At 36.0% G+C, this 24614-nt stretch carries 31 protein-coding genes; 23 read left to right on the forward strand and 8 right to left on the reverse strand.

Going from position 1 to position 24614, the window contains the following annotated elements; all coding sequences use genetic code 11:
- Positions 1 to 58: 58 nt before the first annotated feature.
- The 12 genes from LOK41_RS06460 (at position 59) to LOK41_RS06515 (ending at position 8686) form a co-directional block, all read left to right on the forward strand.
- Positions 59 to 295, forward strand: a complete 237-nt coding sequence (locus LOK41_RS06460) for a YkuJ family protein (RefSeq protein ID WP_000055151.1) — start codon at positions 59 to 61, stop codon at positions 293 to 295.
- Between the two features lie 212 nt (positions 296 to 507).
- Entirely contained in the window at positions 508 to 657 is a 150-nt protein-coding gene (locus LOK41_RS06465) for a hypothetical protein (RefSeq protein WP_174099232.1), read from the forward strand.
- Positions 658 to 732: 75 nt separating this feature from the next.
- On the forward strand, positions 733 to 1251 hold the full coding sequence (locus LOK41_RS06470) for a ribonuclease H-like YkuK family protein (RefSeq protein WP_241815762.1): 519 nt from the start codon (positions 733 to 735) through the stop codon (positions 1249 to 1251).
- Positions 1252 to 1337: 86 nt separating this feature from the next.
- Positions 1338 to 1529, forward strand: a complete 192-nt coding sequence (abbA, locus tag LOK41_RS06475; protein WP_241815763.1) for an antirepressor AbbA — start codon at positions 1338 to 1340, stop codon at positions 1527 to 1529.
- A gap of 247 nt (positions 1530 to 1776) precedes the next feature.
- Positions 1777 to 2220, forward strand: coding sequence for a cyclic-di-AMP-binding protein CbpB (gene cbpB / locus LOK41_RS06480; protein WP_174099235.1), 444 nt, complete (start codon positions 1777 to 1779; stop codon positions 2218 to 2220).
- 335 nt (positions 2221 to 2555) lie between these two features.
- Positions 2556 to 3413, forward strand: coding sequence for a LysR family transcriptional regulator (locus tag LOK41_RS06485; RefSeq protein WP_174099236.1), 858 nt, complete (start codon positions 2556 to 2558; stop codon positions 3411 to 3413).
- A gap of 71 nt (positions 3414 to 3484) precedes the next feature.
- Complete coding sequence (gene dapD, locus LOK41_RS06490) at positions 3485 to 4207, forward strand: 2,3,4,5-tetrahydropyridine-2,6-dicarboxylate N-acetyltransferase (protein WP_174099237.1); 723 nt, start codon at positions 3485 to 3487, stop codon at positions 4205 to 4207.
- A gap of 58 nt (positions 4208 to 4265) precedes the next feature.
- Positions 4266 to 5396, forward strand: a complete 1131-nt coding sequence (locus LOK41_RS06495; RefSeq protein ID WP_241815764.1) for an N-acetyldiaminopimelate deacetylase — start codon at positions 4266 to 4268, stop codon at positions 5394 to 5396.
- Between the two features lie 195 nt (positions 5397 to 5591).
- A complete protein-coding gene (locus LOK41_RS06500; RefSeq protein ID WP_241815765.1) occupies positions 5592 to 6140 on the forward strand; it encodes a peroxiredoxin in 549 nt (182 codons plus the stop codon).
- 69 nt (positions 6141 to 6209) lie between these two features.
- Positions 6210 to 6668 carry a TlpA disulfide reductase family protein gene (locus tag LOK41_RS06505; protein ID WP_241815766.1) on the forward strand — a complete coding sequence of 153 codons (459 nt, stop codon included), beginning with the start codon at positions 6210 to 6212 and terminating at the stop codon, positions 6666 to 6668.
- Between the two features lie 398 nt (positions 6669 to 7066).
- Entirely contained in the window at positions 7067 to 7933 is an 867-nt protein-coding gene (locus LOK41_RS06510; RefSeq protein WP_174099241.1) for a cytochrome C oxidase assembly protein, read from the forward strand.
- Positions 7934 to 8020: 87 nt separating this feature from the next.
- A complete protein-coding gene (locus LOK41_RS06515) occupies positions 8021 to 8686 on the forward strand; it encodes a potassium channel family protein (protein ID WP_241815767.1) in 666 nt (221 codons plus the stop codon).
- A 43-nt stretch (positions 8687 to 8729) separates the two neighbouring features.
- Here LOK41_RS06515 and rnjA read toward each other — a convergent pair whose 3' ends face one another.
- Together rnjA and LOK41_RS06525 are read right to left on the reverse strand one after the other, a co-directional pair.
- Entirely contained in the window at positions 8730 to 10397 is a 1668-nt protein-coding gene (rnjA, locus tag LOK41_RS06520; RefSeq protein ID WP_174099243.1) for a ribonuclease J1, read from the reverse strand.
- 3 nt (positions 10398 to 10400) lie between these two features.
- Entirely contained in the window at positions 10401 to 10613 is a 213-nt protein-coding gene (locus tag LOK41_RS06525) for a DNA-dependent RNA polymerase subunit epsilon (RefSeq protein WP_098336064.1), read from the reverse strand.
- Between the two features lie 588 nt (positions 10614 to 11201).
- On the opposite strand from LOK41_RS06525, the gene LOK41_RS06530 reads away from it, so the two are divergent.
- On the forward strand, positions 11202 to 11975 hold the full coding sequence (locus LOK41_RS06530; protein WP_241815768.1) for a Cof-type HAD-IIB family hydrolase: 774 nt from the start codon (positions 11202 to 11204) through the stop codon (positions 11973 to 11975).
- Between the two features lie 59 nt (positions 11976 to 12034).
- On the opposite strand, the gene def is transcribed toward LOK41_RS06530, so the two are convergent.
- Together def and LOK41_RS06540 are read right to left on the reverse strand one after the other, a co-directional pair.
- A complete protein-coding gene (def, locus tag LOK41_RS06535) occupies positions 12035 to 12589 on the reverse strand; it encodes a peptide deformylase (protein ID WP_241815769.1) in 555 nt (184 codons plus the stop codon).
- Between the two features lie 167 nt (positions 12590 to 12756).
- Positions 12757 to 12903: a YjcZ family sporulation protein gene (locus tag LOK41_RS06540; RefSeq protein WP_000274566.1), complete on the reverse strand. Its 147-nt coding sequence runs from the start codon at positions 12901 to 12903 to the stop codon at positions 12757 to 12759.
- Between the two features lie 512 nt (positions 12904 to 13415).
- Here LOK41_RS06540 and pdhA point away from each other — a divergent pair.
- The 5 genes from pdhA to LOK41_RS06565 all read left to right on the forward strand — a co-directional run bounded on the left by pdhA (position 13416) and on the right by LOK41_RS06565 (position 18815).
- The gene (pdhA, locus tag LOK41_RS06545; protein ID WP_000536894.1) at positions 13416 to 14531 is read left to right on the forward strand and encodes a pyruvate dehydrogenase E1 component subunit alpha; all 1116 of its coding nucleotides are present in this window, start codon (positions 13416 to 13418) and stop codon (positions 14529 to 14531) included.
- Positions 14532 to 14534: 3 nt separating this feature from the next.
- Positions 14535 to 15512 carry a pyruvate dehydrogenase complex E1 component subunit beta gene (pdhB, locus tag LOK41_RS06550; RefSeq protein ID WP_000068166.1) on the forward strand — a complete coding sequence of 326 codons (978 nt, stop codon included), beginning with the start codon at positions 14535 to 14537 and terminating at the stop codon, positions 15510 to 15512.
- Between the two features lie 92 nt (positions 15513 to 15604).
- Positions 15605 to 16891: a pyruvate dehydrogenase complex dihydrolipoyllysine-residue acetyltransferase gene (pdhC, locus tag LOK41_RS06555; RefSeq protein WP_241815770.1), complete on the forward strand. Its 1287-nt coding sequence runs from the start codon at positions 15605 to 15607 to the stop codon at positions 16889 to 16891.
- Between the two features lie 5 nt (positions 16892 to 16896).
- Complete coding sequence (lpdA, locus tag LOK41_RS06560; RefSeq protein WP_241815771.1) at positions 16897 to 18309, forward strand: dihydrolipoyl dehydrogenase; 1413 nt, start codon at positions 16897 to 16899, stop codon at positions 18307 to 18309.
- A gap of 272 nt (positions 18310 to 18581) precedes the next feature.
- Positions 18582 to 18815, forward strand: coding sequence for a hypothetical protein (locus LOK41_RS06565; RefSeq protein WP_000691318.1), 234 nt, complete (start codon positions 18582 to 18584; stop codon positions 18813 to 18815).
- Here LOK41_RS06565 and LOK41_RS06570 read toward each other — a convergent pair.
- On the reverse strand, positions 18812 to 19204 hold the full coding sequence (locus tag LOK41_RS06570; RefSeq protein ID WP_174099249.1) for a DUF1885 family protein: 393 nt from the start codon (positions 19202 to 19204) through the stop codon (positions 18812 to 18814). The genes LOK41_RS06565 and LOK41_RS06570 overlap by 4 nt on opposite strands.
- A gap of 135 nt (positions 19205 to 19339) precedes the next feature.
- On the opposite strand from LOK41_RS06570, the gene LOK41_RS06575 reads away from it, so the two are divergent.
- The 3 genes from LOK41_RS06575 (at position 19340) to LOK41_RS06585 (ending at position 20152) form a co-directional block, all read left to right on the forward strand.
- Positions 19340 to 19636, forward strand: a complete 297-nt coding sequence (locus LOK41_RS06575) for a DUF3055 domain-containing protein (protein ID WP_003199960.1) — start codon at positions 19340 to 19342, stop codon at positions 19634 to 19636.
- 194 nt (positions 19637 to 19830) lie between these two features.
- A complete protein-coding gene (locus LOK41_RS06580; protein ID WP_000536782.1) occupies positions 19831 to 19959 on the forward strand; it encodes a GapA-binding peptide SR1P in 129 nt (42 codons plus the stop codon).
- Between the two features lie 61 nt (positions 19960 to 20020).
- Positions 20021 to 20152 (forward strand): GapA-binding peptide SR1P, encoded by a 132-nt coding sequence (locus LOK41_RS06585; protein WP_241815772.1) that lies wholly within the window; start codon positions 20021 to 20023, stop codon positions 20150 to 20152.
- 31 nt (positions 20153 to 20183) lie between these two features.
- Here the strand turns inward: LOK41_RS06585 and LOK41_RS06590 are convergent, their stop codons facing one another.
- Together LOK41_RS06590 and LOK41_RS06595 are read right to left on the reverse strand one after the other, a co-directional pair.
- On the reverse strand, positions 20184 to 21014 hold the full coding sequence (locus LOK41_RS06590; RefSeq protein WP_241815773.1) for a protein-glutamine gamma-glutamyltransferase: 831 nt from the start codon (positions 21012 to 21014) through the stop codon (positions 20184 to 20186).
- A gap of 75 nt (positions 21015 to 21089) precedes the next feature.
- Complete coding sequence (locus tag LOK41_RS06595; RefSeq protein WP_277818508.1) at positions 21090 to 22562, reverse strand: aminotransferase class I/II-fold pyridoxal phosphate-dependent enzyme; 1473 nt, start codon at positions 22560 to 22562, stop codon at positions 21090 to 21092.
- Between the two features lie 609 nt (positions 22563 to 23171).
- Here LOK41_RS06595 and LOK41_RS06600 point away from each other — a divergent pair.
- Positions 23172 to 23441: a UPF0223 family protein gene (locus tag LOK41_RS06600; RefSeq protein ID WP_241815775.1), complete on the forward strand. Its 270-nt coding sequence runs from the start codon at positions 23172 to 23174 to the stop codon at positions 23439 to 23441.
- Positions 23442 to 23523: 82 nt separating this feature from the next.
- Here LOK41_RS06600 and LOK41_RS06605 read toward each other — a convergent pair whose 3' ends face one another.
- Entirely contained in the window at positions 23524 to 24150 is a 627-nt protein-coding gene (locus LOK41_RS06605; protein ID WP_241815776.1) for a YktB family protein, read from the reverse strand.
- Positions 24151 to 24357: 207 nt separating this feature from the next.
- Between LOK41_RS06605 and LOK41_RS06610 the strand changes: the two genes are divergently transcribed.
- Positions 24358 to 24546: a hypothetical protein gene (locus LOK41_RS06610; RefSeq protein WP_001250169.1), complete on the forward strand. Its 189-nt coding sequence runs from the start codon at positions 24358 to 24360 to the stop codon at positions 24544 to 24546.
- Positions 24547 to 24614: the final 68 nt, after the last annotated feature.

Here is a 24614-nt window from a genome sequence, read left to right on the forward strand (position 1 = left end):
TAGAATGAGTATAGCTGTAAAACCTATTGGTAGGAAGATTAGAGAAAGGGGAGATTTCATGTCTCTACTCCAAGGAATTTTAACTCGACTTGTTAGTCTACAAGAACAAGCTGAAAGCGGTGAAGTAGCACAACGCTATTTTGAAGTGAACGGTGAACGTAAATGTAGCGTGAAATTTTTTGATAAAAGTGAAATGTATGAGTTAGAAGTGTATCAACAAGGCGAAAAGCCACAAGTATATCAATTCGATAACATTGACATGGTTGCAATTGAGATTTACGATATTATTTCTTGATACATACAAAAAAAGGTACCGCGAGAAGCGGTACCTTTTTTGGTTATTATAATAACTAATAGTAAGAGGGATAAGGAATTGAAGAAGAAATAGGGGAGATAACCATATGAAAAAGCCTGATTGGTGAGGGGTGATTAAAGTTTCACTTTATATGTATAAGATTTTTTGGATCTTCCTACACTGATATTAAAAGTTAGAAAGGAATGTGGAATGTGGAGCGATTACCAATTGTTGTTTGTCCAAAATGTCATATGTCATTTGAAATGGATCAAGTATTAACAGCTCAGTCTAATCAAAATGTAATTTATATTTGTCCAGCATGTAAGTATTCCATCCGAAATATAGAAACGAGTAAAGGATAATAAAGTCATATTTTGTTCTTTTGTCCCATACAATGAGAATGCAAAAAGTCTGTCTAATTGAAGGGACGTGACTATATGGACGGTGAGTATCGATTTTATAATGTATCAGAAAGGCATATGGATTTTGAAACAGTTTTCTCACGCATTTGCACTTTTATTGAAAGAGATCCCCGAAATTTATATCGCTTATCTATTGGGACAGATTCACAAGCGCATCAAAAAGATACTCGTTTTATTACAGCAGTGCACATTCATCGTGTTGGGAAAGGAGCATGGGGATGTTTGAAATATAAAGCAGTACATAACAAGCCACCGACCTTACGTGAAAAAATATATTTAGAAACACAATTTAGTCAAGAAGTTGCCTGTTTGTTTACACCGGAACATATAAGGCGTATATGGGAGATTTTACATCCATATGCTCATGAAGGAGCCGGATTTGTAATGGAAATTCATTTAGATATTGGAAATGATGGATTAACAAAAGAGTTTATTTCAGATATGACAGCAAAGGTTAAAGCAATGGGACTAACTGCAAAAATTAAACCCGATGCTTATGCAGCTTTTAGTTATGCAAATCGCTATACAAAATAAAAAACTGAATCTTTCATCTATTAAATTAAGCGAATATTTTATATAATAAATAATAAGGAAAAGCATAAACATAAGGAGAGGGGTATATGCAGAAGGAAATTACTTTAACAAAAGAAGAAAAAAGCTTGCTGTTAGATATTTTATTTCGCCAAAATTATGCTAGTGAAATTCTAGCTGTTGAGCTTACAGATATTGAAAGTGGCTTAAAAAAAGCTGATATTTCCCAATATAGAAGAATTACAAGGTTATTTAATCGATTAAAAAATGAAGGATACTAAGTGCTACCAGAAAGGTAGTCTTTTTTTTGTGTTCTATGGTAGAATGAACTGTGTATCATTATTTTTGTTGGAATAAAATAAGGACAAAATAATAATATGAAAACGCTATCATAAGATATGAATAGAAATGGGAAATAAAGTGAAACTTTTAAGCGGGGATATGATTAACTCTAAACAGTAAGCCTTATGGATTGTCGATTGGAGATCATGCTAACAGGAAAAAGGGAGAAAAAGTGGGGGATATAATATGATTAGTATTCCAAAAGATGAGTTTCAACAAGTTCTTGTTAAGGATTTAATGATTTCATCAGAAAAAGTCGCGCATGTTCAAATCGGAAATAGCCTAGAACATGCTTTACTTGTTCTTGTAAAGTCTGGATATTCTGCGATTCCTGTTTTAGATCCTATGTATAAATTGCATGGATTAATAAGTACTGCGATGATTTTGGATGGTATTTTAGGATTAGAACGTATTGAATTTGAAAAGCTTGAAGATATGAAAGTGGAGAATGTAATGAAAAAAGACATTCCGCATCTTGGACTTGAGGATTCATTTGCTAAAGCGCTAGAAATGACAATTGATCATCCATTTATTTGTGCTGTAAATAATGATGGGTACTTTGAGGGGATTTTGACAAGGCGTGCTATTTTGAAATTGCTGAATAAAAAAGTAAGACAACATAATCGATAAAGAAGGGTAAGCGACTTCGAATAAAAAAGAAGTCGCTTTTTTACCATGCGTCTCTTTTTATTTTATCCGGTTATTCGTGTTTAGTAAGACCACCAGCTTTAAGAGAGAAGCGAGAGAGGTGGACGCTAATAATTAGCGGGAGATGAAGACCACCTCCGCTGATTAAATTTTCGCTTTATATAGTAACTGGAGTAAACAAGTATAAAAGGTTAGGTAAAATGTCGATTCATCCGATTTTCTTGAAAACAAAAATGAAATAATGCATGTTAGAGAATAGTGCAACGTATATATTAAGGTTAGAAGGTTATATGTAAGATGAGGAAAGAGGGAGAAAGTTGCAAATTGATGATTTTCAAATGATGGTTGTTTTAGCGCAGGAATCCAATATGAGAAAAGCTGCGGAGCGCTTATTCGTTTCACAGCCTGCACTCAGTCAACGATTACAATCAATGGAAAAACAGTGGGGAATGAAATTTTTTATTCGTTCTCAAAAAGGATTAACGATTACACCAGAAGGGGAAAAAGTGGCCAATTATGCGAAAGATATGTTGCGAAGAGAAGAGGCAATAAAAAGTGAATTAGCAATCTATCGTACAGAAACATACGGGACATTAAAGATAGCTGTGGCATCTGTGATTGGACAATATTGGTTACCACCTGTTTTAAAGAGGTTTGTACAAAAATATCCGTTTGTTAAAGTTTCTCTTTTTACAGGGTGGAGTAGTGAGGTGCAAAAGCACTTTTATGAAGGGGATGTGCATGTCGCTATATTGAGAGGAAAACAAGAATATAAAGGGCATAAAGAGCAATTGTTTGAGGATGAGTTGTATTTAGTTGACACGGAAATTAAAGATATTTCTATGCTGAAAGATACAAACAGACCGTTTATACAATTTAAAAGTGATTCGACATACTATGGACAAATTCAGAATTGGTGGTATGGTTTATTTTCTAATCCACCTAAACGAACGATTGTAGTTGATCAAATTGAAACATGTAAGCAACTCGTTTTAAATGGGATTGGTTATGCACTGCTGCCTTCTACTGTTTTAAAAGAAGTAAGAGAAAAGACGTATAAAACACCTGTTCAATTGACTCGAGAAACGTGGTTGTTGACAAGTGATTCTGCAAGGCAATTGAAACAAGTACAAGCGTTTTTAGATATTATAGAAGAAATTCAAATGGAAAAATAAGATTATTGTCTTGCTAGTAGCTCTTTCGTTTGGTAGAGTAACATTATAAATGGATTTAGGAGGCAACAAGCATGAAAATGATGGATGCAAACGAAATTATTTCGTTTATTCAAAAAAGCGAGAAGAAAACTCCTGTAAAGGTATACATAAAAGGGGATTTAAAAGAAGTAACATTCCCTGAAACAGTACAAGCATTTGTAAATAAAAAAGCTGGTGTTTTATTTGGAGAATGGTCTGAAATCAAGGCAGTTCTTGAAGAAAATAAAAAGTATGTTGTAGATTATGTTGTCGAAAACGACCGTCGTAATTCTGCAATTCCAATGCTTGATTTAAAAGGCATTAAAGCTCGTATTGAGCCAGGTGCAATCATCCGTGACCATGTTGAAATTGGTGATAATGCAGTTATTATGATGAATGCAACGATTAACATCGGTGCAGTAATCGGTGAAGGTTCAATGATTGATATGAATGCAGTGCTTGGCGGACGTGCTACAGTAGGTAAAAACTGTCACGTTGGTGCTGGTGCTGTGCTTGCAGGTGTTATCGAGCCGCCTTCTGCAAAACCAGTTATCGTTGAAGACGATGTTGTAATTGGTGCAAACGTAGTTGTTCTAGAAGGAGTAACAGTTGGTAAGGGTGCAGTTGTTGCAGCAGGAGCGATTGTGACAGAAGATGTACCACCATATACAGTAGTTGCAGGAACACCAGCACGTGTTATTAAAGAAATTGATGAGAAAACAAAAGCGAAAACAGAAATTAAACAAGAACTTCGTCAATTAAACCCAGAAAAATAAAGAACGAAAGCGTAAGGGCAAATAAGCTCTTACGCTTTTTATAAATGGTGGTGGAGACATGACAGTCGGTAAATTTGTACAAATCCGTAGAGACTTGCATAAAATTCCAGAATTAGGATTTCAAGAGTGGAAAACGCAACAATATATTTTAAATTATATCGGGACCCTTCCTAGTGAATATCTTGAAGTGAAAACATGGAAAACAGGTGTTATCGTTAAAGTAAATGGGAAAAAACCAGACAAAACAATTGGCTATCGTGCAGATATTGATGGCCTACTAATTCCAGAGGAAACAGGATATGAATTTACTTCTGTTCATGAAGGCATGATGCATGCATGTGGTCATGATTTTCATACTACAATTGGTTTAGGACTTCTAACAGCCGCTGTAAATGAAAGGATAGATGATGATCTTGTTTTTCTATTCCAACCAGCTGAAGAAGGACCAGGTGGCGCTCTTCCTATGTTAGAAAGTGAAGAATTGAAGGAATGGAAACCGGATATGATTCTCGGGCTTCATATTGCGCCGGAGTATCCAGTAGGGACAATCGCAACAAAAGAAGGATTGTTATTTGCCAATACATCAGAATTATATATTGATTTAAAAGGAAAAGGTGGGCATGCAGCATATCCACATACTGCAAATGATATGATTGTTGCGGCAAGTCACCTTGTTACACAGCTCCAATCGGTAATTAGCCGTAATGTAAATCCACTTGATAGTGCAGTTATTACAATTGGTAAAATCACAGGAGGTACAGTTCAAAATATCATTGCAGAAAAGTCTCGTTTAGAAGGGACGATTCGAACTTTATCTGTCGAATCAATGAAACGAGTGAAAAGTAGAATTGAAGCAATTGTTGCAGGAATTGAAGCTGCGTTTCAATGTGAAGCTGTTATTGATTACGGAGCAATGTATCATCAAGTATATAACCATGAAGCATTGACACGAGAGTTTATGGAATTTGCATCAGAACACACTGATATGAATGTTATTACATGTACAGAGGCAATGACGGGAGAAGATTTTGGATATATGCTTCGTGAAATTCCAGGGTTTATGTTCTGGCTCGGTGTAGACTCTGAATATGGTTTACATCACGCAAAATTACAGCCGAAAGAAGAAGCGATTGAACAGACTATTGCTTTTTTAAATCAATATATAAGTTGGAAAGGGAACAGGGTTTAAACCTGTTCTTTTTTGATTTAAAGGATTGTAATATATAATGTGTTTTTTTTTTTGAAATTCTAACACAATACTTTATAATGGTAGATGGAGGGATGAGTTGTTAGTGATTTTTAAATGAAAATGGCTGAAAACTCATCCCTCTTATATACTACAAGAGTGGACATATATGATAAAAAATTATGGAGGTTGATACATATGGCAGAACGTATGGTAGCAAAACAAGCGCCACGCTTTGAAATGGACGCTGTTATGCCAAACAAAGAATTTGGTAAAGTAAGTCTTGAAGAAGTTATGAAACAGGACAAATGGACAGTACTTTTCTTCTATCCAATGGATTTCACTTTCGTATGTCCAACAGAAATTATCGCGCTTTCAGATCGTTATGATGAGTTCGAAGATTTAGATGCGGAAGTAATTGGTGTATCTACTGATACAATCCATACTCACTTAGCTTGGATTAACACTGACCGCACGAAAAACGGTTTAGGTGAATTAAAATACCCTCTAGCTGCCGATACGAACCATGTAGTATCTCGTGATTACGGTGTATTACTTGAAGAGGAAGGTATTGCACTTCGTGGTTTATTTATCATTAGTCCAGAAGGTGAATTAATGTACCAAGTTGTACATCATAACAACATCGGCCGTGAAGTTGATGAAGTAATTCGTGTTCTGCAAGCTCTTCAAACTGGTGGACTTTGCCCAGCAAATTGGAAACCAGGTCAAGAAACTTTAAACGTTTAATGATATAAAAATAAACAGGTCTAACAATATTTTGTTAGGCCTTTCTCTACATATAAGGAGGAAGATAAAATGAAATTACGTGAACCTATGCCCTCTTTAGAGGGGGCGACAACAATATTAAATGGAGACGTAGTACGCGAATCACTAATCGGTGAAAAGCCGACACTTGTTCATTTTTGGTCCGTTAGTTGCCATTTATGTAAAGAAGCGATGCCGGATATTAACAATTTCCGCGATGAATATAAAGAACAATTAAACGTTGTCGCGGTTCATATGCCGCGTTCAGAGGAAGATTTAGAGCTTGAACAAGTGGAAACAGTCGCAAAAGAGAATGGAATCACGCAAACTATTTTAGTAGATAATCAACATAAAGTTACAGATGCATTTGAGAATCAATATGTACCAGCATATTATGTGTTTGATAAAAATGGTGTACTTCGTCATTTCCAAGCAGGTGGAAGTGGGATGAAAATGCTAACAAAACGAGTAAATCGTGTGTTAGATGAAGCGAAACAAGAAGTGGAATAAAATCTGAATTTTTCTACTTACGCGTTAGGGGTAGTTTAGAAATGGAAGTTTCTTTTGATATGCGCAAAAACCTCCTTTTTCATTAGGAGGTTTTTGGTTTTTATCTCATATTAACGTGCAGTAAGCTCTTGCCTTAAGGTTTTGATAGATAGGGGGCAGACAACTACCTGCAAAAGTTTGACTCGTGAGGGCTTTCCATCAGTGAAGGATAAAGAATGTCCCTGCTAATGGAAGAGTTACTTTAAAAATAGTAGAAGAAATGAGAGATACGCCTATTGGTTGTTAGTTGAGAAATGAAAATTGTACTATAGGAAATAGAACTGTATGTTTTAGTTTACTTTTTATACGGAAAATGTGTAAAATCAATGTGATATATAGAAAAAAGGGTGGGGAATCAAGTGCAGATTGGCAGTGCAATCTTATGTTTCTTTTTATATGCATATGTTATAATTGCAGCGGTTTATTTCGGAATAAGTTTTTATGCATACCGTCTAACAAATAAACGCGATTATGAAGAAACATATAAATGGGTGAAAGGTTACTTATCACCAGTATTAGAAATCATGAATGGATTTGTTCTTTTTTTATTTATTGGCTTAATTGCTTTTTCAACAAGCTTAGTTGGAAATAAGACAACGTTATTTGTAATTGGCGTCATTATTTTTATGCTTTTAGGTATTCGAATAGGCAATGCTGTGTTTTGGAATGAAAGGAAAATTGACGGGTGGACAGGTATGCTGATTCCAAGTATGTTAGCAGCTATCGTTACGAATATAGAACATGAATATAATCAATTACATTTTTGGTTAATCATCGTATTAACAATTCTTTCGGTCTTGTATATAAGTACAGTATTTTTAACATATTGTGCAAATGAAAAAGGTGATTCTCATGGCCGCCGATTTTTTCGAAGTCGAGCGTTATTTTGGAGTGTTCCCACGATGTTGGTCATTGGAATCATTGCACTTGTTGTAAATGGATATAACTTCACAGGATGGAAAGTTTTTTTAGAAACTTGGTGGATTTTTATCATTTCATTTTGTGCATTTTTAGGAGCAACACATTATTTGTTTCATCAACATCATTATAAATGGGCGCTCTTATTTGCTTTTACACAACTCTTATTCGCTTTTTTTGGTCAAGAAACATTATTATTTGTGTTTCAAACGTTTAGTTCATTTGGAAATATTTTTGTATTTGGTATGCTCATTTGTATCATCGCATTTTATTTGCAGCAGTATTTCTATATACAAAAACAAAAATAATTATAGGTTAATTGCTATTCTTTGTAGTGAATATAAAGTATGCTACAATAAATATGGACAGGACTTGATGTTATTGGAGGAATTCATGTGAGTGAGAAAGAAAAAGAATTTGCTGTCATTGGACTTGGACGTTTTGGAGGCAGTATTTGTCGTGAATTGGCTCAATTAGGTATGGAAGTAATGGCTATTGACCTTGATGAAGATAAAATAAATGAATTTGCAAATATTGCTTCACATGCAGTGATTGCTGATTCAACAGATGAAATGGTGTTAAAAAGTCTCGGTATTCGTAATTTTGATCATGTTGTTGTTGCAATTGGTGATAATCTAAATGCAAGTATTTTAACGACACTTATTTTAAAGGAATTAGGCGTGAAAAATATTACGGTTAAGGCGCAAAATGATTATCATGAAAAAGTGTTAAGTAAAATTGGAGCTGACCATATTGTTCACCCAGAGAGAGATATGGGAAAACGAATTGCAAATAATATCGCTTCAAGTAACGTATTAGATTACTTAGAGCTTTCAGATGAGCATAGTATTGTAGAGATTATTGCTAATAAAAAGATTGATGGGCACTCTTTAATTGAACTAGATATTCGTGCGGAATTTGGATTAAACATTGTTGCAATTAAGCGAGGGAAGGAAGTTATTGTTTCTCCTCGAGCTACAGAAAATATCCAGGCCGGGGATATTTTAATTGTAATTGGTCATGATGATGATGTGAATCGTTTTAAACATTATTTACGATAGAATGAAATGAAAAAGGACAATGCCCAGGAGGCATTGTCCTTTTTTATATTTCCATAATGATTGGTAAAATCATTGGACGACGTTTTGTTTTTTCGTATAAGAATGGTGCCAATGTATCTGTAATCTCATTTTTAATTTCAGACCATTGTGTCGTTTTTCGCTCCATTACTTTTTCGAGATGTGTTGTAATTAAAGTTTGGGCATCATTGATTAAATCGCTACTCTCACGCATATAAACGAATCCTCGAGAGATAATATCAGGTCCTGCTGCTACTTTAAATTCTTTCATATCAATGCTAACGACTACGATAACAAGTCCTTCTTCAGAAAGAATACGACGGTCGCGAAGTACAATGTTACCAATATCACCAATACCGTTTCCATCAATATAAACAGAACCGGATGGGATTTTCCCAGCAACGTTCGCTTCATCTGAACGTAAAGCAAGAACATCACCATTGTCCATAATGAAGCAATTTTCTTCTGGAATACCACAATCGTTTGCCAATTTCATATGCATACGTTGCATGCGGAATTCACCATGAATTGGCATGAAATATTTAGGTTTAATAAGACGTAGCATTAGCTTTTGTTCTTCTTGTCCACCATGTCCACTTGTATGGATGTTTGAAAGTTTTCCATGAATCACATCAGCACCAGCACGGTATAACATATTAATCGTACGGCTTACGCTAACTGTATTCCCTGGAATTGGTGAAGAAGAGAAAACAACTGTATCGCCAGGAATAATTTGAATTTGACGGTGTGTTCCATTCGCGATACGGGAAAGTGCCGCCATTGGTTCTCCTTGACTACCTGTACATAAAATAACAACTTTGTTAGCTGGTAGTCGATTGATCTGAGACGATTCAATAAATGTATCTTTTGGACAGCGAATATAACCAAGATTGTGACCAATCTCAATAGCAGCTTCCATACTTCGGCCAAATACAGCCACTTTACGATTATTTTCAACAGCAGCTTCAACAACTTGCTGCAGGCGATGAATATTTGAAGCGAAGGTTGCAAATATAATACGACCTTCCACTTTGCGGAAAATATCCTGAATACTATCGCCAACACGGCGTTCAGACATTGTAAAATTAGGCACTTCACTATTCGTACTATCAGATAAGAGGCAAAGCACGCCGTCCTTACCGATTTCAGCCATTTTTGTTAAGTCTGCTGGTTCACCCACTGGTGTGAAATCAAATTTAAAGTCTCCTGTATGAACAATTTGTCCTTGCGGTGTTTTCACCACAACACCGTATGAATCTGGAATACTGTGTGTTGTGCGGAAGAACGATACAGATGTCTTTTTAAATTTGATGACATCATCTTCTTGGATTTCGTATAGTTTTGCTTTTCGAAGTAATCCGTGCTCTTCTAATTTGTTTTTAATTAAAGCAATTGCTAATTTACCGCCGTAAATTGGGATGTTCACTTGACGTAATAGGTAAGGGATGCCACCAATATGATCTTCATGACCATGAGTAATGAATAGACCCTTAATTTTATCTTCGTTTCGTACAAAATACGTGTAGTCAGGAATCACATAGTCGATTCCGAGAAGTTCGTCTTCTGGAAACTTAATTCCAGCATCAATTATAATAATTTCATCTTGAAATTGGACAGCGTATGTATTTTTGCCGATTTCACCGAGTCCACCAAGAGCGAAAACGGCTGCCTGATCATTTTTTAGGAATTTCATAAATTATACGATCTCCGTTAATGTTAAATCAGCATTTTGCTTTTCGTATTCAAGATGAGCGCCAGTAACAGATTGGACAAACTCAATATTATATGCGAACTTTTGTAATTTTGTACGAACGTCTTTTTGTGATTCAGCCTCTAAATATAAAACTTTTGTATTTTCACGTACTGGAACCTCAGTCATTTTTTCTTGATAGAATACTTTAAAAATCATTGGAAAAACCTCTCCTTGTCTATGTTTTGCATTATCTGTTACCTATTATAAAGCAAATAGTAATGATTTTCATGTTTTTTCGAATGAGAATGAAGAAAAAGCCCGAAATGGGCACGATTTAAGCCATAGTCTTTTTCTGGACTAAATTGTTTAAATACCGTTTTAGCTTTTTCTTCAGCTTCTTCAGCATGATTACTCCTTCCTTTCCTTATTTTCAAACATGCATACTTTTTATTTAATTGTAGTAACTCTTCATCTCTATATACTAGGAAATCATAGAAGATAAATGAGGGAATTACCGTCCGAATGTTTAGAGATTTGATTGGCTCATGCAGATGTAATCTTGTGTTATGTTTTTACTCTCACAGGCAGTATGCCCCCAGTTATGAATATAGTATGAGATAGATTAGAGAAGAAAATTCATTCAAACAAATATCAATATTCTTTTGATAGTATATGCATATTGTACGAATAAGGTTAGGAAGTGAACGCTTTCTTCACAGATGTTTAATATGTTATACTTTTTTTTAGGATTTGAAAAGAAATAGTCAAGGTAGGAATAGAGATAGGTTAGAAAGGATTTTAAGAATGAATGATAAAATCGTCTTTTTTGATATTGATGGAACATTACTAGACCATGATAAGAAAATTCCGCAATCTACAAGAGAAGCTGTACGTATGTTACAAGAAAAAGGAGTACATGTGGCAATTGCGACAGGGCGTGCGCCTTTCATGTTTGAAGATATTCGTAATGAGCTTAATATCCATAATTATGTGAGTTTTAATGGACAATATGTTGTATTTGAAGGTGAGGTTATATTTAAAAATCCACTACACCCTAATGCATTACATACATTTACAACATTTGCGAAGCAAGAGGGATACCCGCTCGTTTATTTAGATCATAAGGATATGAAAGCGAATGTAGAATATCATGATTATGTGAAAGAAGGTTTCGGAAGTCTGCAATTTGAACATCCATTATATGAACCAAGTTTCTACGAAAATCGTGATATTTATCAAACACTTCTTTTCTGTCAAGCTGGCGAAGAAGAAAAATTCATTTATGATTACCCAGATTTTCATTTTATTCGCTGGCATGCATATTCTATGGATATTATTCCAAACGGTGGTTCTAAAGCAAAAGGAATTGAAAAGTTCATTGAAAAATTAGGATTTAATCGTGAACAAGTATATGCTTTTGGAGATGGATTAAATGATTTGGAAATGATCGAAGCGGTGGGAACAGGTATTGTAATGGGAAACGGACATGAAGATTTGAAAAAACTTGCTAATTATGTGACGAAAGATGTGAGTGAAGATGGAATTCTTCACGGTTTACAGTGGGCACGTTTATTGTAAAAAAAGAGCATGAGAACCATTTCAGATAAAAAAAGCAGAAGCCGTAGCTTCTGCTTTTTTTATCTTTCGAATGGTTTTGCATCATCAGGGGATGCAAAAGGATTTTCTTGATTAATGTGGTCATAGAACATGACGCCGTTTAAATGATCAATTTCATGTTGAAATACAATCGCTGGTAAGCCTTTTAAACGTAATTTTACCTCTTCACCATCGATAGTAGTTGCTTTAACTGTAATTCGTGTATAACGCGGCACGTAGCCAGGTACTTCACGATCTACCGATAGACAACCTTCGCCTCCTGATAAATATGTACGTTCAACGGAGTGACTAATAATTTTGGGATTGAATAAAGCATAACTGTATAGTGTCTCATTTGCGTCCGTAACATGAACAGCAATCATTCTTTTTGAAATACCAATTTGTGGCGCTGCAATCCCGATTCCTGGACGTAAATTATATTTTTCAACCATTTCAGGGTTTTGACTGTTTATTACAAATTCAATCATTTCTTTAAGAGTACGCAAATCCTTTTCACTTGCTGGCAGAGGTACTTCTTCTGCTACTGCTCGTAGAACGGGATTTCCTTCACGAATTACATCGTTCATTGTAAGCATATGTGATCTCTCCTTTCTCCTTTAGTCTACCAAAGGACATCGAAAAAGTCATGGTAAAGAAAATCGTGTATATGTATGGGGGCTTTAATCAATCCTTTTTATTAAAGGATTGAAAAAGAAAAGACGGCAGAGCCGCCTGTTTCTTTCAATAGTTGTTTTGTTTTACATTAACGAATGCAAGCAGCACCAACGATAATTAAAAGGATAAACAATACAACGATTAAGGCAAAGCCGCGTCCGGATCCTCCGCAAGAACCTCCATAGCCATAGGAAGGATATGAACAAGTTGGATAGCAATATGTGTATCCGTACATGAGATGACCTCCTTTATCATTTCCCGCTAATACTGCGGTTATCATAATGTATGGAAAAGTGATTGGGAGTGTGTAGGCATTTTCCTAGAAAAGGAAGAAGTGATTGCATATTTTTGTTACAAAGAGAGAAAAACTAAGGAGAATTAATCGTTTACAGATTATTCTACGATGAAAAGAGGGTTAAAAAGGGAATAATATAACAGTAGGTTATCGCTTACTAATACAGATGTAAAAATGAAAACAACTACGTATAGTGGAAACCTCAATGTTAGTCATAAAAAAAACGTAACCAAAGTAATTGACATCGTGATTAGAATAGTTGTAAACTAAAAAACGTGATCAAGATTGTATTAATATGTTTCTGAAAAAACATTAGTACAGATTGTTAGGTACACAAAATTATTCTCAACCGGCAAGGTTTCCTGTCGGTTTACATGGTTGCGTTTTCTTTCTAGCTGATTGCTAGTGAAAGCGTTTCAGAATATGGTTCAAGAGAGGAAGAGGTGAACGGAATGGGTACTAAAACAAAAAAGACCCTATTTAATGTTGATGAGCAAATGAAAGCTATCGCAGCTCAATTTGAAACATTACAAATTTTAAATGAAAAAGGCGAAGTTGTGAATGAAGCAGCAATGCCTGAATTAACTGATGATCAATTAAAAGAATTAATGCGCCGTATGGTGTATACTCGCGTACTAGATCAACGTTCTATTTCTTTAAACCGTCAAGGACGTTTAGGTTTCTACGCACCAACAGCTGGACAAGAAGCTTCTCAATTAGCAAGTCATTTCGCACTTGAAGCAGAAGATTTCATCTTACCAGGATATCGTGACGTTCCACAATTAGTATGGCATGGTTTACCATTATACCAAGCATTCTTATTCTCTCGTGGACACTTCATGGGTAACCAAATGCCTGAAAATGTAAATGCACTTGCTCCACAAATCATCATCGGTGCGCAAATCATCCAAACTGCTGGTGTTGCGTTAGGTATGAAATTACGTGGTAAAAAATCTGTTGCAATTACTTACACTGGTGACGGTGGTGCTTCTCAAGGTGACTTCTACGAAGGTATGAACTTTGCGGGTGCATTCAAAGCTCCAGCAATCTTCGTTGTTCAAAACAACCGTTATGCAATCTCTACTCCAGTAGAAAAGCAATCTGCAGCTAAAACTGTAGCACAAAAAGCAGTAGCAGCAGGTATTTATGGAATTCAAGTAGACGGTATGGATCCATTAGCTGTATACGCAGCAACTGCTTTTGCTCGTGAGCGCGCAGTAAACGGTGAAGGTCCTACTTTAATCGAGACTTTAACATTCCGTTATGGTCCACATACAATGGCTGGTGATGACCCAACTCGTTACCGTACAAAAGATATCGAAAACGAATGGGAACAAAAAGATCCAATCGTACGCTTCCGTGCATTCTTAGAAAACAAAGGCCTATGGTCTCAAGAAGTAGAAGAGAAAGTAATCGAAGAAGCAAAAGAAGATATCAAACAAGCAATTGCTAAGGCTGACCAAGCTCCAAAACAAAAAGTAACTGATTTAATGGAAATCATGTACGAAAAAATGCCTTACAACTTAGCTGAACAATATGAAATTTATAAAGAAAAGGAGTCGAAGTAAGCCATGGCTCAAATGACAATGATTCAAGCAATCACTGATGCTTTACGTGTTGAAATGAAAAATGATCCTAACGTACTTGTATTTGGTGAAGACGTTGGTGTAAACGGCGGAGTATTCCGTGCTACTGAAGGTTTACAAGCTGAATTCGGTGAAGACCGTGTAATGGATACTCCACTTGCAGAGTCTGGTATTGGTGGACTTGCAGTTGGACTTGCACTTGAAGGATTCCGTCCAGTTCCAGAAATCCAATTCTTCGGTTTCGTTTATGAAGTAATGGATTCAATTTCTGGTCAATTAGCTCGTATGCGTTATCGTTCTGGTGGACGTTGGACTGCTCCAGTAACAGTTCGTTCTCCATTCGGTGGTGGCGTTCATACTCCTGAACTACATGCTGATAGCTTAGAAGGATTAGTGGCTCAACAACCTGGTCTAAAAGTTGTTATTCCATCTACTCCATACGATGCAAAAGGTCTTTTAATCTCTGCGATTCGTGACAACGATCCAGTTATCTACTTAGAGCATATGAAATTGTACCGTTCATTCCGTCAAGATGTACCAGAAGGCGAATACACAATTGATTTAGGGAAAGCTGATATCAAACGCGAAGGTACAGATGTATCTGTTATCGCTTATGGTGCTATGGTTCATGCTGCATTAAAAGCTGCTGAAGAACTTGAAAAAGAAGGTATCTCTTTAGAGGTTGTTGACTTACGTACAGTTCAACCATTAGATATCGAAACAATCATCGCTTCTGTTGAAAAAACAGGCCGCGTAGTTGTAGTTCAAGAAGCTCAAAAACAAGCTGGTATTGCAGCTAACGTTGTAGCGGAAATTAACGACCGTGCAATCTTAAACTTAGAAGCTCCAGTTGTACGTGTTGCAGCTGCTGATACAGTATTCCCATTCTCTCAAGCTGAGAGCGTATGGTTACCAAACCATAAAGATATTGTTGAAGCTGTTAACAAAGTAATGAACTTCTAATTTTAGTTTTTCATGTGCAAAAGAAATCAGCACATGCTGATTTCTTTTGTGCTTATTCCATAATAATGATATGAATCAGGGGGCTGAATTCCGTGGCATTTGAATTTAAACTACCAGATATCGGCGAAGGTATCCACGAAGGTGAAATCGTTAAATGGTTTATTAAACCAGGCGATGAAGTAAACGAAGACGATGTACTTCTTGAAGTACAAAATGATAAAGCAGTTGTAGAGATTCCTTCTCCTGTTAAAGGTAAAGTACTTGAAGTACTTGTAGAAGAAGGTACAGTTGCAGTAGTAGGAGATACTTTAATTAAGTTTGACGCTCCTGGATACGAAAACCTTAAATTTAAAGGTGACGACCATGACGATGCTCCAAAAGCTGAAGAAGTGAAAGAAGAAGCTCCAGCAGCGGCAGCAACTCCAGCAGCAACTGAAGAAGTGGTAAATGAGCGCGTAATCGCTATGCCATCTGTACGTAAATACGCTCGTGAAAAAGGTGTAGACATTCATAAGGTAGCTGGCTCTGGTAAAAATGGCCGCGTTGTAAAAGCTGATATCGATGCATTTGCAAATGGCGGACAAGCAGTAGCAGCAACTGAAGCTCCAGCAGCAGTAGAAGCTACTCCAGCAGCGAAAGAAGAAGCACCAAAAGCACAACCAATCCCAGCTGGTGAATACCCAGAAACTCGTGAGAAAATGAGTGGTATCCGTAAAGCTATTGCGAAAGCAATGGTTAACTCTAAACATACAGCTCCTCACGTAACATTAATGGACGAAGTAGATGTAACAGAACTTGTTGCTCACCGTAAGAAGTTCAAAGCAGTAGCAGCTGATAAAGGTATTAAATTAACTTACCTTCCATATGTTGTAAAAGCTTTAACATCTGCATTACGTGAATTCCCAATGCTGAACACTTCTTTAGATGATGCATCTTCAGAAATCGTTCATAAACATTACTTCAACATCGGTATCGCAGCTGATACAGACAAAGGTCTATTAGTACCAGTTGTTAAAGATACAGATCGTAAATCAATCTTCACTATTTCTAACGAGATCAATGATCTTGCTGGTAAAGCACGTGAAGGTCGCTTAGCTCCAGCTGAAATGAAAGGTGCTTCTTGCACAATTACAAACATTGGTTCTGCAGGTGGACAATGGTTCACTCCAGTTATCAACCACCCAGAAGTAGCAATCCTTGGTATCGGCCGCATTGCTGAGAAACCAGTTGTGAAAAACGGTGAAATCGTTGCAGCTCCAGTATTAGCATTATCTCTAAGCTTTGACCATCGTTTAATTGACGGCGCAACTGCTCAAAAAGCATTAAACCAAATTAAACGTCTATTGAATGACCCACAATTATTAGTAATGGAGGCGTAATAACAATGGTAGTAGGAGATTTCCCAATTGAATTAGATACAGTCGTTGTTGGTGCAGGTCCTGGTGGATACGTTGCGGCAATTCGTGCAGCACAATTAGGTCAAAAGGTAGCAATTATTGAAAAAGCTAACCTTGGTGGCGTATGCTTAAACGTTGGATGTATTCCTTCAAAAGCGTTAATCAATGCAGGTCATCGTTATGAGAATGCAATGCATTCTGATGACATGGGTATCACTGCAGAGAACGTAAAAGTTGACTTTACAAAAGTTCAAGAATGGAAAAACGGCGTAGTTAAGAAATTAACTGGCGGTGTTGAAGGCCTTCTTAAAGGTAACAAAGTTGAAATCATTCGCGGTGAAGCTTACTTCGTAGATGCTAACACATTACGCGTAATGACTGACGATGCAGCTCAAACTTATACGTTTAAAAATGCTGTTCTTGCAACTGGTTCTACACCAATCGAAATTCCTGGATTCAAATACTCTAAACGTGTTATCAACTCTACGGGTGCATTAAGCTTACCTGAAATTCCTAAAAAACTTGTTGTAATCGGCGGCGGTTATATCGGTATGGAATTAGGAACTGCATATGCTAACTTCGGTACAGAAGTTACTGTAGTAGAAGCTGGCGATGAAATCTTAGCTGGTTTCGAAAAAGCAATGAGCTCTGTTGTTAAGCGTGCTCTTCAGAAAAAAGGCAACGTAAACATCCATACAAAAGCTATGGCTAAAGGCGTTGAAGAAACAGAAAACGGCGTAACAGTTAGCTTCGAAGTTAAAGGCGAAGTACAAACTGTAGAAGCTGATTATGTATTAGTAACTGTAGGTCGTCGTCCAAATACGCAAGAAATCGGTCTTGAGCAAGTTGGAGTTAAAATGACTGACCGTGGCATCATCGAAATCGATGAGCAATGCCGTACAAACGTACCAAACATCTATGCAATCGGTGATATCGTTCCTGGACCACCATTAGCTCACAAAGCTTCTTACGAAGGTAAAGTAGCTGTTGAAGCGATTAGTGGCCATGCATCAGCAATCGATTACATCGGAATTCCAGCAGTATGCTTCACTGATCCAGAATTAGCATCTGTTGGTTACACTAAGAAACAAGCTGAAGAAGCTGGAATGAGTGTAGCTGTATCTAAGTTCCCATTCGCTGCAAACGGTCGTGCTTTATCATTAAACAGCATAGACGGTTTCTTACAACTTGTAACACGTAAAGAAGATGGTCTTCTTGTAGGTGCACAAGTTGCAGGTGCAGGTGCTTCTGATATTATCTCTGAGATTGGTTTAGCTATCGAAGCTGGAATGACAGCAGAAGATATCGCTCAAACAATCCACGCTCACCCAACATTAGGTGAAATCACAATGGAAGCAGCAGAAGTTGCTCTTGGAATGCCAATTCACATTGTAAAATAATAAGAACAAGCAAAATAACCCGCCTCTTATCTGTTCAGAGGCGGGTTATTTTCTATTTAATAAAATCTATCTATAAATACTTTAGAAGAGCTTACAGGGTCATTATGTGTATTTGTCGAATGGATATGTAATACTATATATCAAAAATGGGAATGCACGTTAATAGAAATAAACTGGACACAAATCCATTACATCTTTTTGTATTATGTAATGGATTTGTGTCCAGTACCATATCTTATTATAAAATAGAGCATGTCAAAGGAGACGGTTCCATGAAAATCATCCATGTTATATTTTACCATTTCCTTTTATGGAGTGGATTTTCTATTGTGTTATTCTTATCGAATGGTGATAAGCTTCATTATAAAGTGATGCTTTTTTTCGTGTTTCTTTACTTAGCATATGTAATTGCTTATGTTGTTCTTAGTGTAAGAAAGCAAGCGCTATTTCTTACTTGTGCAAATAGTATGTTCTTTTTAATAATATCTTGCTTTTTTAGAAATTAGCGTTTATAAAAGTACATTGTTCTCCCATTAAATAACCTTAATTCACCCTCTAGTTTCTTTGCTAAAAAACGGCAGAATTCATTTGCTTTTCCTTTATCCCCAAATGTGGCAGTAGAAGGCAAGGAGATTTGAACGAAAGCTTGCTCGTTTTCTGTTCCAACCCCCACATAAATAGAATTATATCGATCGTGACTAGATTTTAGTTCAAGTGTAGTCTCTGATGTATTAAGTATCTCATATGGAAATGCCACGTTAGTATATGCATAGCTAACTTGTGCACCAGTTTGGGAAGTAATTGTTTGATAATAATGAAAAAGTTGTTTTACATCTTCTAATGTGACAGCTTGTTGCTTAGATTTAGGTACAAGTTTAATAAATGCATGTTGCATAAAGAAATTCCTCCTGACGTAATATATATAGCTATTTTAACACTGTTGTAAATTTTTTGACAATTAAAAAGGAATCCTTACTCATTCTGTTTAATATATACAAGTAGAAAGTGCTGTGAAGAACGGAGGGAGTAAATGTTTGAAAAATTGTATGATGAACATGAAAGTGTGAAGGTACGATTTTTAGGATTTATGACACATGAAAACCGTTATGATTTTGGGGTTATTTATACAAATATGTTTTTTGGGAAACCTCTTGTTGTTTGCATGCAGACAGGGAGAGCGACTCTACTAGGTCAAGACGATGTAGATAATGTTCAACATTTACAGCAAGTCTTTAAATTACAATCGGAGGAAGAAGCGGATGATCTAGCACAGTTTTTTAAATTTCTTGTACCGCCAACGTCCTTACATGCTGAATATGAAGAATAAATAAATGGAAACAGTCGTACTTATTAAGATATGACTGTTTTTTTTGTTATTGTCGCATACTAATATAAAATAAAATTTTTAATGTGTTATACTAAAAACCTATTGACGGAAAAAGTATAACATATTAAAATAAAGACAGAAAGTTAAGCGGTTACAAAAGTTTTTGGGATTATAAACTTAGGGGGAAATAGAAAATGGGAACAATCGTATGTCAAGATTGTGAAAGTACAATTGCACACTTCGAGGATGAGAAAGTAACAGTACTTTACGGGAAATGTGGATCTTGCGGATGTGATCACAAGGAACATACAAAAGCCCAATAATATATAGGAATCTTGCTACTGAAAAAGTTTTTAGGACCATAAACTTAGGGGGAAATGAAAAATGGGAACAATCGTATGTCAAGTTTGCGAAGAAACAATTGCACACTTTGAAGATGAAAAGACAACAGTACTTTACGGAAAATGTGGATCTCATTGCGAATGTGGTCACAAAGAGCATACAAAAGCCCAATAATAAAAAACGCCTGCATATTTGCAGGCGTTTTTTAATAAATTGTAGTTGTGTGACCAATGGTTGCAACAATTGCATCATCTCGAATGGGAATGAATTTGAAGGTGGTTTGTAGAGTATTAGTAGAAGCATGTTGGCTCATAAGGCGGCTATCTATGCGGGTAATAAGATCTGTTAAATATGCTGAGATAAAGGCATAGGGAATCCTTCGTTCATTTAATAAATAAATGATTTGTTCTTTTGTTTGTACTCCTACACCGTGTCCATAAAAAAAGAAATTACCTAAATAAAAGGCATTCTCTCCTTGCCACTCAACTGAAGCTGGACTTACTTGTGGATTTTTAAAGTAAACAAGATCGCCAGGAACGATATCCCCACCGGTTTTTGTCACCAGTTTTAAATCTCGATCATAATCCCATGTATATAGTAGAAGGTTTGCGAATAAGCGATTAAAAGTTTGCTCATCATATAGAGCTAAAAGTGCTTTGTAAAAAATAATAATCATCGCTGTTGCACATTCTGTTCCGTACTTTTTTCCATTTTTAAAAATATCTCTTATCGCGACGGAGGGTAGTACATTTGGAAGCAGTTGAAACCCTCCTAGTGGTGTCCTTTTCCAAAATTCATGATTACAATAGGATTGTTGGAATGTACGGAACTGAAGCCCACTTTGAAAGAGCTCTAAGGCAGATGTAATGATATGGACTCGTAAATTCAGATCAAAACTAAGTTCGCCAACTGTTTGGAATGCATATACTTCTTGATTTCCAGCCATGATGGCTAAGATTTGTTGTTTTTCAGTAGCGAACGGTTCATTTTCACTCGTGATATAAGGATGTACAATGGAACGACCAATCACAATCATAACTGTATCCCCACCTATACGTTACATTCTTTAGTATGGTATGAGTAAAAGGAGAAATGGTGAAAAAAAAGCCTATCAAATGATAGGCTTATATTCTTTAATAACGCGTAATGTTTGTAATGTCATGTCTTCGGGACCTTGAACTGGTAGACCTGCTTCTAAATTTTTATGAATGTAGTCTAAGTTTTCTTGTGTAATAATTTCACCTGGAGTAAAGATTGGAATCCCTGGTGGATAAACCATTACAAAATCAGCTATAATGCGACCAGCAGCATTTTCAAACGGGATGACCTCTGTCTCTGAATAAAAAGCATCTCGAGGAGAGAGGGCAAGTACAGGGATTTCTGGAATTTCAACTTGTACTTGAACACCTTTGTCAGCTCTATCTTTAAATGTTGTTGCTAGTTCTTGTAAGGCTTTAATAAGAATGTTTGTCTCATCTTCTGTATCGCCTAATGTAACAAGGCATAAGATGCTATATAAGTCTGAGAGTTCAACTTCAATGTTATAACGCTCTCTTAACCATAACTCTGCCTCATGACCTGTAATTCCTAAGTCTTTTACAGATATAATTAGCTTTGTTGGGTCATAGTTAAATGTAGCATCTGTACCTAACATATCTTTTCCAGGACAATAAAGATGTTCAATATTATTTATGGCGTTACGAACCTGCTCAGCTAACTGTATTGTCTTTGATATTAATGCCTTTCCTTCAGTTGCAAGTCGTTTCCTTGCAACATCAAGGGAAGCAAGCAAAATGTAAGAAGTCGATGTTGTTGTAAGCATACTAATAATGGATTGGACATGTTTTACATTCACAAGGCCCTCTTTTACATTTAGAATAGAGCTTTGTGTTAACGAACCGCCGAGCTTATGCACACTTGTCGCTGCCATATCTGCACCAGCTTGCATAGCTGACATTGGTAATTCGTCATGGAAATGAATATGAACACCATGAGCTTCATCAACTAATACAGGTATTTCGTAGGAGTGAGCTAATTCTACAATTTGCTGTAGGTCTGCAGCGAACCCAAAGTATGTTGGATTAATAACGAGTAATCCTTTTGCATCTGCATGTTCTTCGAGTGCTTTTTTTACAGATTGAATTGTAATTCCGTGTGAAATACCGAGCTTGGGATCAATTTCAGGATGAATGAAAATTGGTTTTGCTCCTGAGAAAATAATGGCTGACATTACAGATTTATGAACGTTTCGTGGTACAAGAATTTTATCCCCTGGGCCACAAACACTCATCACCATTGTCATAATCGCACCGCTTGTACCTTGAACGGAAAAGAAAGTATGATCTGCACCAAACGCAGTAGCGGCTAAATCTTGGGCCTCTTTAATCATACCCTTCGGATGATGTAAATCATCGAGCGGTGCGATATTAATTAAATCAATTGCTAATGCATTATGCCCAATAAATTCGCGAAACGTAGGATCCATTCCTTGTCCTTTTTTATGACCTGGGATATGGAATTGAATTGGATTTCGCTTACTGTGCTCTACTAAAGCGGTAAACAATGGTGTTTTGTATTGGGACAATCTATACACCCCTTCTTCTTAGTAATATTTATTATAGAGTTGTTTTATGTGTATCTTGTTCAATAAGAAAGTTATCTCCCCTTGTATAGTTATATAACCGTCTAGAAGAACTTGATTTGTTTACTTACCATTCAAAAGTTTTTTCATGGAAGCTTCACTTTATTTTCAATAAAACAAAAGCATTATATCACCAATGATTATATATGTATAGGGAAAATTATTATTTTTATTATATGCATAATTAGTAGTAAGTTTATCCCATTGTGTGTGAGTAATAAACGCTCATCTTAAGGTTTAAAGAAAGTGAGAAGACACGTTGGAGTCTCAGCAATAGAAGTTTTGGTTTATCCTGCTCGTAGTCAATCATATCTTTACAGCGGAATTTAGCGGAAGTAAAGGAGTTGGGTAAGGGGAAATAATACTTAAAGTTACATTTTTAGGTGGCTGAAGAGTTATATTTTTATTACTCTGCTATTTTCAATCTGGCGGGAGATAATTCCATCATAAAAGGGAAATAGTGTATAATGCAAAGTGACCATAGTGAAGAAGGATGGAATTTTTATTTTAAGATAGCACAATGGTAAGGATAAAAATGAATGAGGTGTATATATGGAATATCAATACCCACTTGATTATGACTGGTCAAATGATGAGATGATTGCAATCGTGACATTCTATGAGGCCATTGAAAAGGCATATGAGAAAGGTATCGTAAGAGAAGAACTGATGGGACTATATCGTCGCTTTAAAGAAATTGTACCATCGAAAGCGGAAGAGAAGAAAATTGATAAAGAGTTTCAAGAGGTAAGTGGTTACTCAATATATCGGGTAATTCAAAGAGCAAAAGAAGTAGAAGAACAAAAGATTGTAAAAATGTAAAAAGATTTTGAAAAATAAAACACACAGTGCTATAATGGGATAACAACTTAAAACGGACAATATTTATATTGTCCGTTTTCTACTATCGATTGCAAATTTTATATAAAGGAAGGAGTGAGTGCATAGTAGTTTCAACCTTCGCAAGAAATTGTTCATCAGTAAGTGTTGAAAATTCTTCTGGTGTGATGTGAATACCAACTAGTAACTCGGCTTTTTTTATAGTTGCTAAGCGTTCAATCATTTTTTGTAAATCAGTTATTTCAAGTGAGTTATGTAGTTTTACAGCTGGTTTAGTATGGTCAATGGACCAAACGAAGTCATTTGGTATACTTGTTTTTAAATCATTTAAATGTTCTAAGAAGGCATGAGCCGCTTCCACTTTTTGTGGACACTCATAGATTAAACCAAAGTATATGAAAGCATGGGTACCCCATAAACCGATTTGAAAGTGTGGCAGCATTTTATATCCGCGTTTATTTGTTGAAAAAGCAACCCAAGTATCGTTTGGTGGATTGACTTTACGTCGTGCATGTTTTGCAACATGATAGAAAAAAGTTTCCTCAGTTTGTTCTGATAAATAATGAGAAAATTGCTCGCCTAGAGCTTCTAATTTAGGATGAATATTCGTTTTAATAGCATTCATTCGTTCTTCGAGACCATCAACTGCAAAGACAGCAAAGTCAGTTGATTTAAATGTTTGTAATGTCATGATAGTTCCTCCAACTCCTAGTTTGTTTTTAATTTTAGCATAGCTTGTACGATTGATAAAAAAAACAGTACAAAAAAATTTCAGTAAAAAAATATAATTTTGTTGCATAGATGATTTATCCAACATAATATAGTATAAAACAAAAAATCAGAAAATTAAGTTAATTCTAGTCCGAGGGCAGACGAATATTGGGAGGAGGCAATAAAAATGAGACAGGTAATTAACGCGTTAAAGAGAACAGATGCTGAAAAAAGAATTCCGGTGCTAAGATTGGAGTTAGATTATGAATTAGCAACGCTATATGATGCAATGATGGAAAATGATAACCAGAAAAAAGAAGAGTGCGTGCAAAAATTAGAAGTGCTAAGACTTGAAATGATCCGTTTAGAGGCGTAATAATAGTATATGTATAAAAATTAAGTTGGTGCGAACCTTATAAAGGGTTCGTTTTTTCTGTGAACAGT

This window comes from Bacillus sp. TL12, from assembly GCF_022625245.1.
GTDB lineage: Bacteria > Bacillota > Bacilli > Bacillales > Bacillaceae_G > Bacillus_A.

Coding starts and splice junctions, on each gene's coding strand:
- LOK41_RS06460 (WP_000055151.1), top strand. CDS start 59: ATGTCTCTACTCCAAGGAATTTTAACTCGACTTGTTAGTCTACAAGAA.
- LOK41_RS06470 (WP_241815762.1), top strand. CDS start 733: ATGGACGGTGAGTATCGATTTTATAATGTATCAGAAAGGCATATGGAT.
- abbA (WP_241815763.1), top strand. CDS start 1,338: ATGCAGAAGGAAATTACTTTAACAAAAGAAGAAAAAAGCTTGCTGTTA.
- cbpB (WP_174099235.1), top strand. CDS start 1,777: ATGATTAGTATTCCAAAAGATGAGTTTCAACAAGTTCTTGTTAAGGAT.
- dapD (WP_174099237.1), top strand. CDS start 3,485: ATGAAAATGATGGATGCAAACGAAATTATTTCGTTTATTCAAAAAAGC.
- LOK41_RS06495 (WP_241815764.1), top strand. CDS start 4,266: ATGACAGTCGGTAAATTTGTACAAATCCGTAGAGACTTGCATAAAATT.
- LOK41_RS06500 (WP_241815765.1), top strand. CDS start 5,592: ATGGCAGAACGTATGGTAGCAAAACAAGCGCCACGCTTTGAAATGGAC.
- LOK41_RS06505 (WP_241815766.1), top strand. CDS start 6,210: ATGAAATTACGTGAACCTATGCCCTCTTTAGAGGGGGCGACAACAATA.
- rnjA (WP_174099243.1), bottom strand. CDS start 10,397: ATGAAATTCCTAAAAAATGATCAGGCAGCCGTTTTCGCTCTTGGTGGA.
- LOK41_RS06525 (WP_098336064.1), bottom strand. CDS start 10,613: ATGATTTTTAAAGTATTCTATCAAGAAAAAATGACTGAGGTTCCAGTA.
- LOK41_RS06530 (WP_241815768.1), top strand. CDS start 11,202: ATGAATGATAAAATCGTCTTTTTTGATATTGATGGAACATTACTAGAC.
- def (WP_241815769.1), bottom strand. CDS start 12,589: ATGCTTACAATGAACGATGTAATTCGTGAAGGAAATCCCGTTCTACGA.
- LOK41_RS06540 (WP_000274566.1), bottom strand. CDS start 12,903: ATGTACGGATACACATATTGCTATCCAACTTGTTCATATCCTTCCTAT.
- pdhA (WP_000536894.1), top strand. CDS start 13,416: ATGGGTACTAAAACAAAAAAGACCCTATTTAATGTTGATGAGCAAATG.
- pdhB (WP_000068166.1), top strand. CDS start 14,535: ATGGCTCAAATGACAATGATTCAAGCAATCACTGATGCTTTACGTGTT.
- lpdA (WP_241815771.1), top strand. CDS start 16,897: ATGGTAGTAGGAGATTTCCCAATTGAATTAGATACAGTCGTTGTTGGT.
- LOK41_RS06565 (WP_000691318.1), top strand. CDS start 18,582: ATGAAAATCATCCATGTTATATTTTACCATTTCCTTTTATGGAGTGGA.
- LOK41_RS06570 (WP_174099249.1), bottom strand. CDS start 19,204: ATGCAACATGCATTTATTAAACTTGTACCTAAATCTAAGCAACAAGCT.
- LOK41_RS06575 (WP_003199960.1), top strand. CDS start 19,340: ATGTTTGAAAAATTGTATGATGAACATGAAAGTGTGAAGGTACGATTT.
- LOK41_RS06580 (WP_000536782.1), top strand. CDS start 19,831: ATGGGAACAATCGTATGTCAAGATTGTGAAAGTACAATTGCACACTTC.
- LOK41_RS06585 (WP_241815772.1), top strand. CDS start 20,021: ATGGGAACAATCGTATGTCAAGTTTGCGAAGAAACAATTGCACACTTT.
- LOK41_RS06590 (WP_241815773.1), bottom strand. CDS start 21,014: ATGATTGTGATTGGTCGTTCCATTGTACATCCTTATATCACGAGTGAA.
- LOK41_RS06600 (WP_241815775.1), top strand. CDS start 23,172: ATGGAATATCAATACCCACTTGATTATGACTGGTCAAATGATGAGATG.
- LOK41_RS06605 (WP_241815776.1), bottom strand. CDS start 24,150: ATGACATTACAAACATTTAAATCAACTGACTTTGCTGTCTTTGCAGTT.
- LOK41_RS06610 (WP_001250169.1), top strand. CDS start 24,358: ATGAGACAGGTAATTAACGCGTTAAAGAGAACAGATGCTGAAAAAAGA.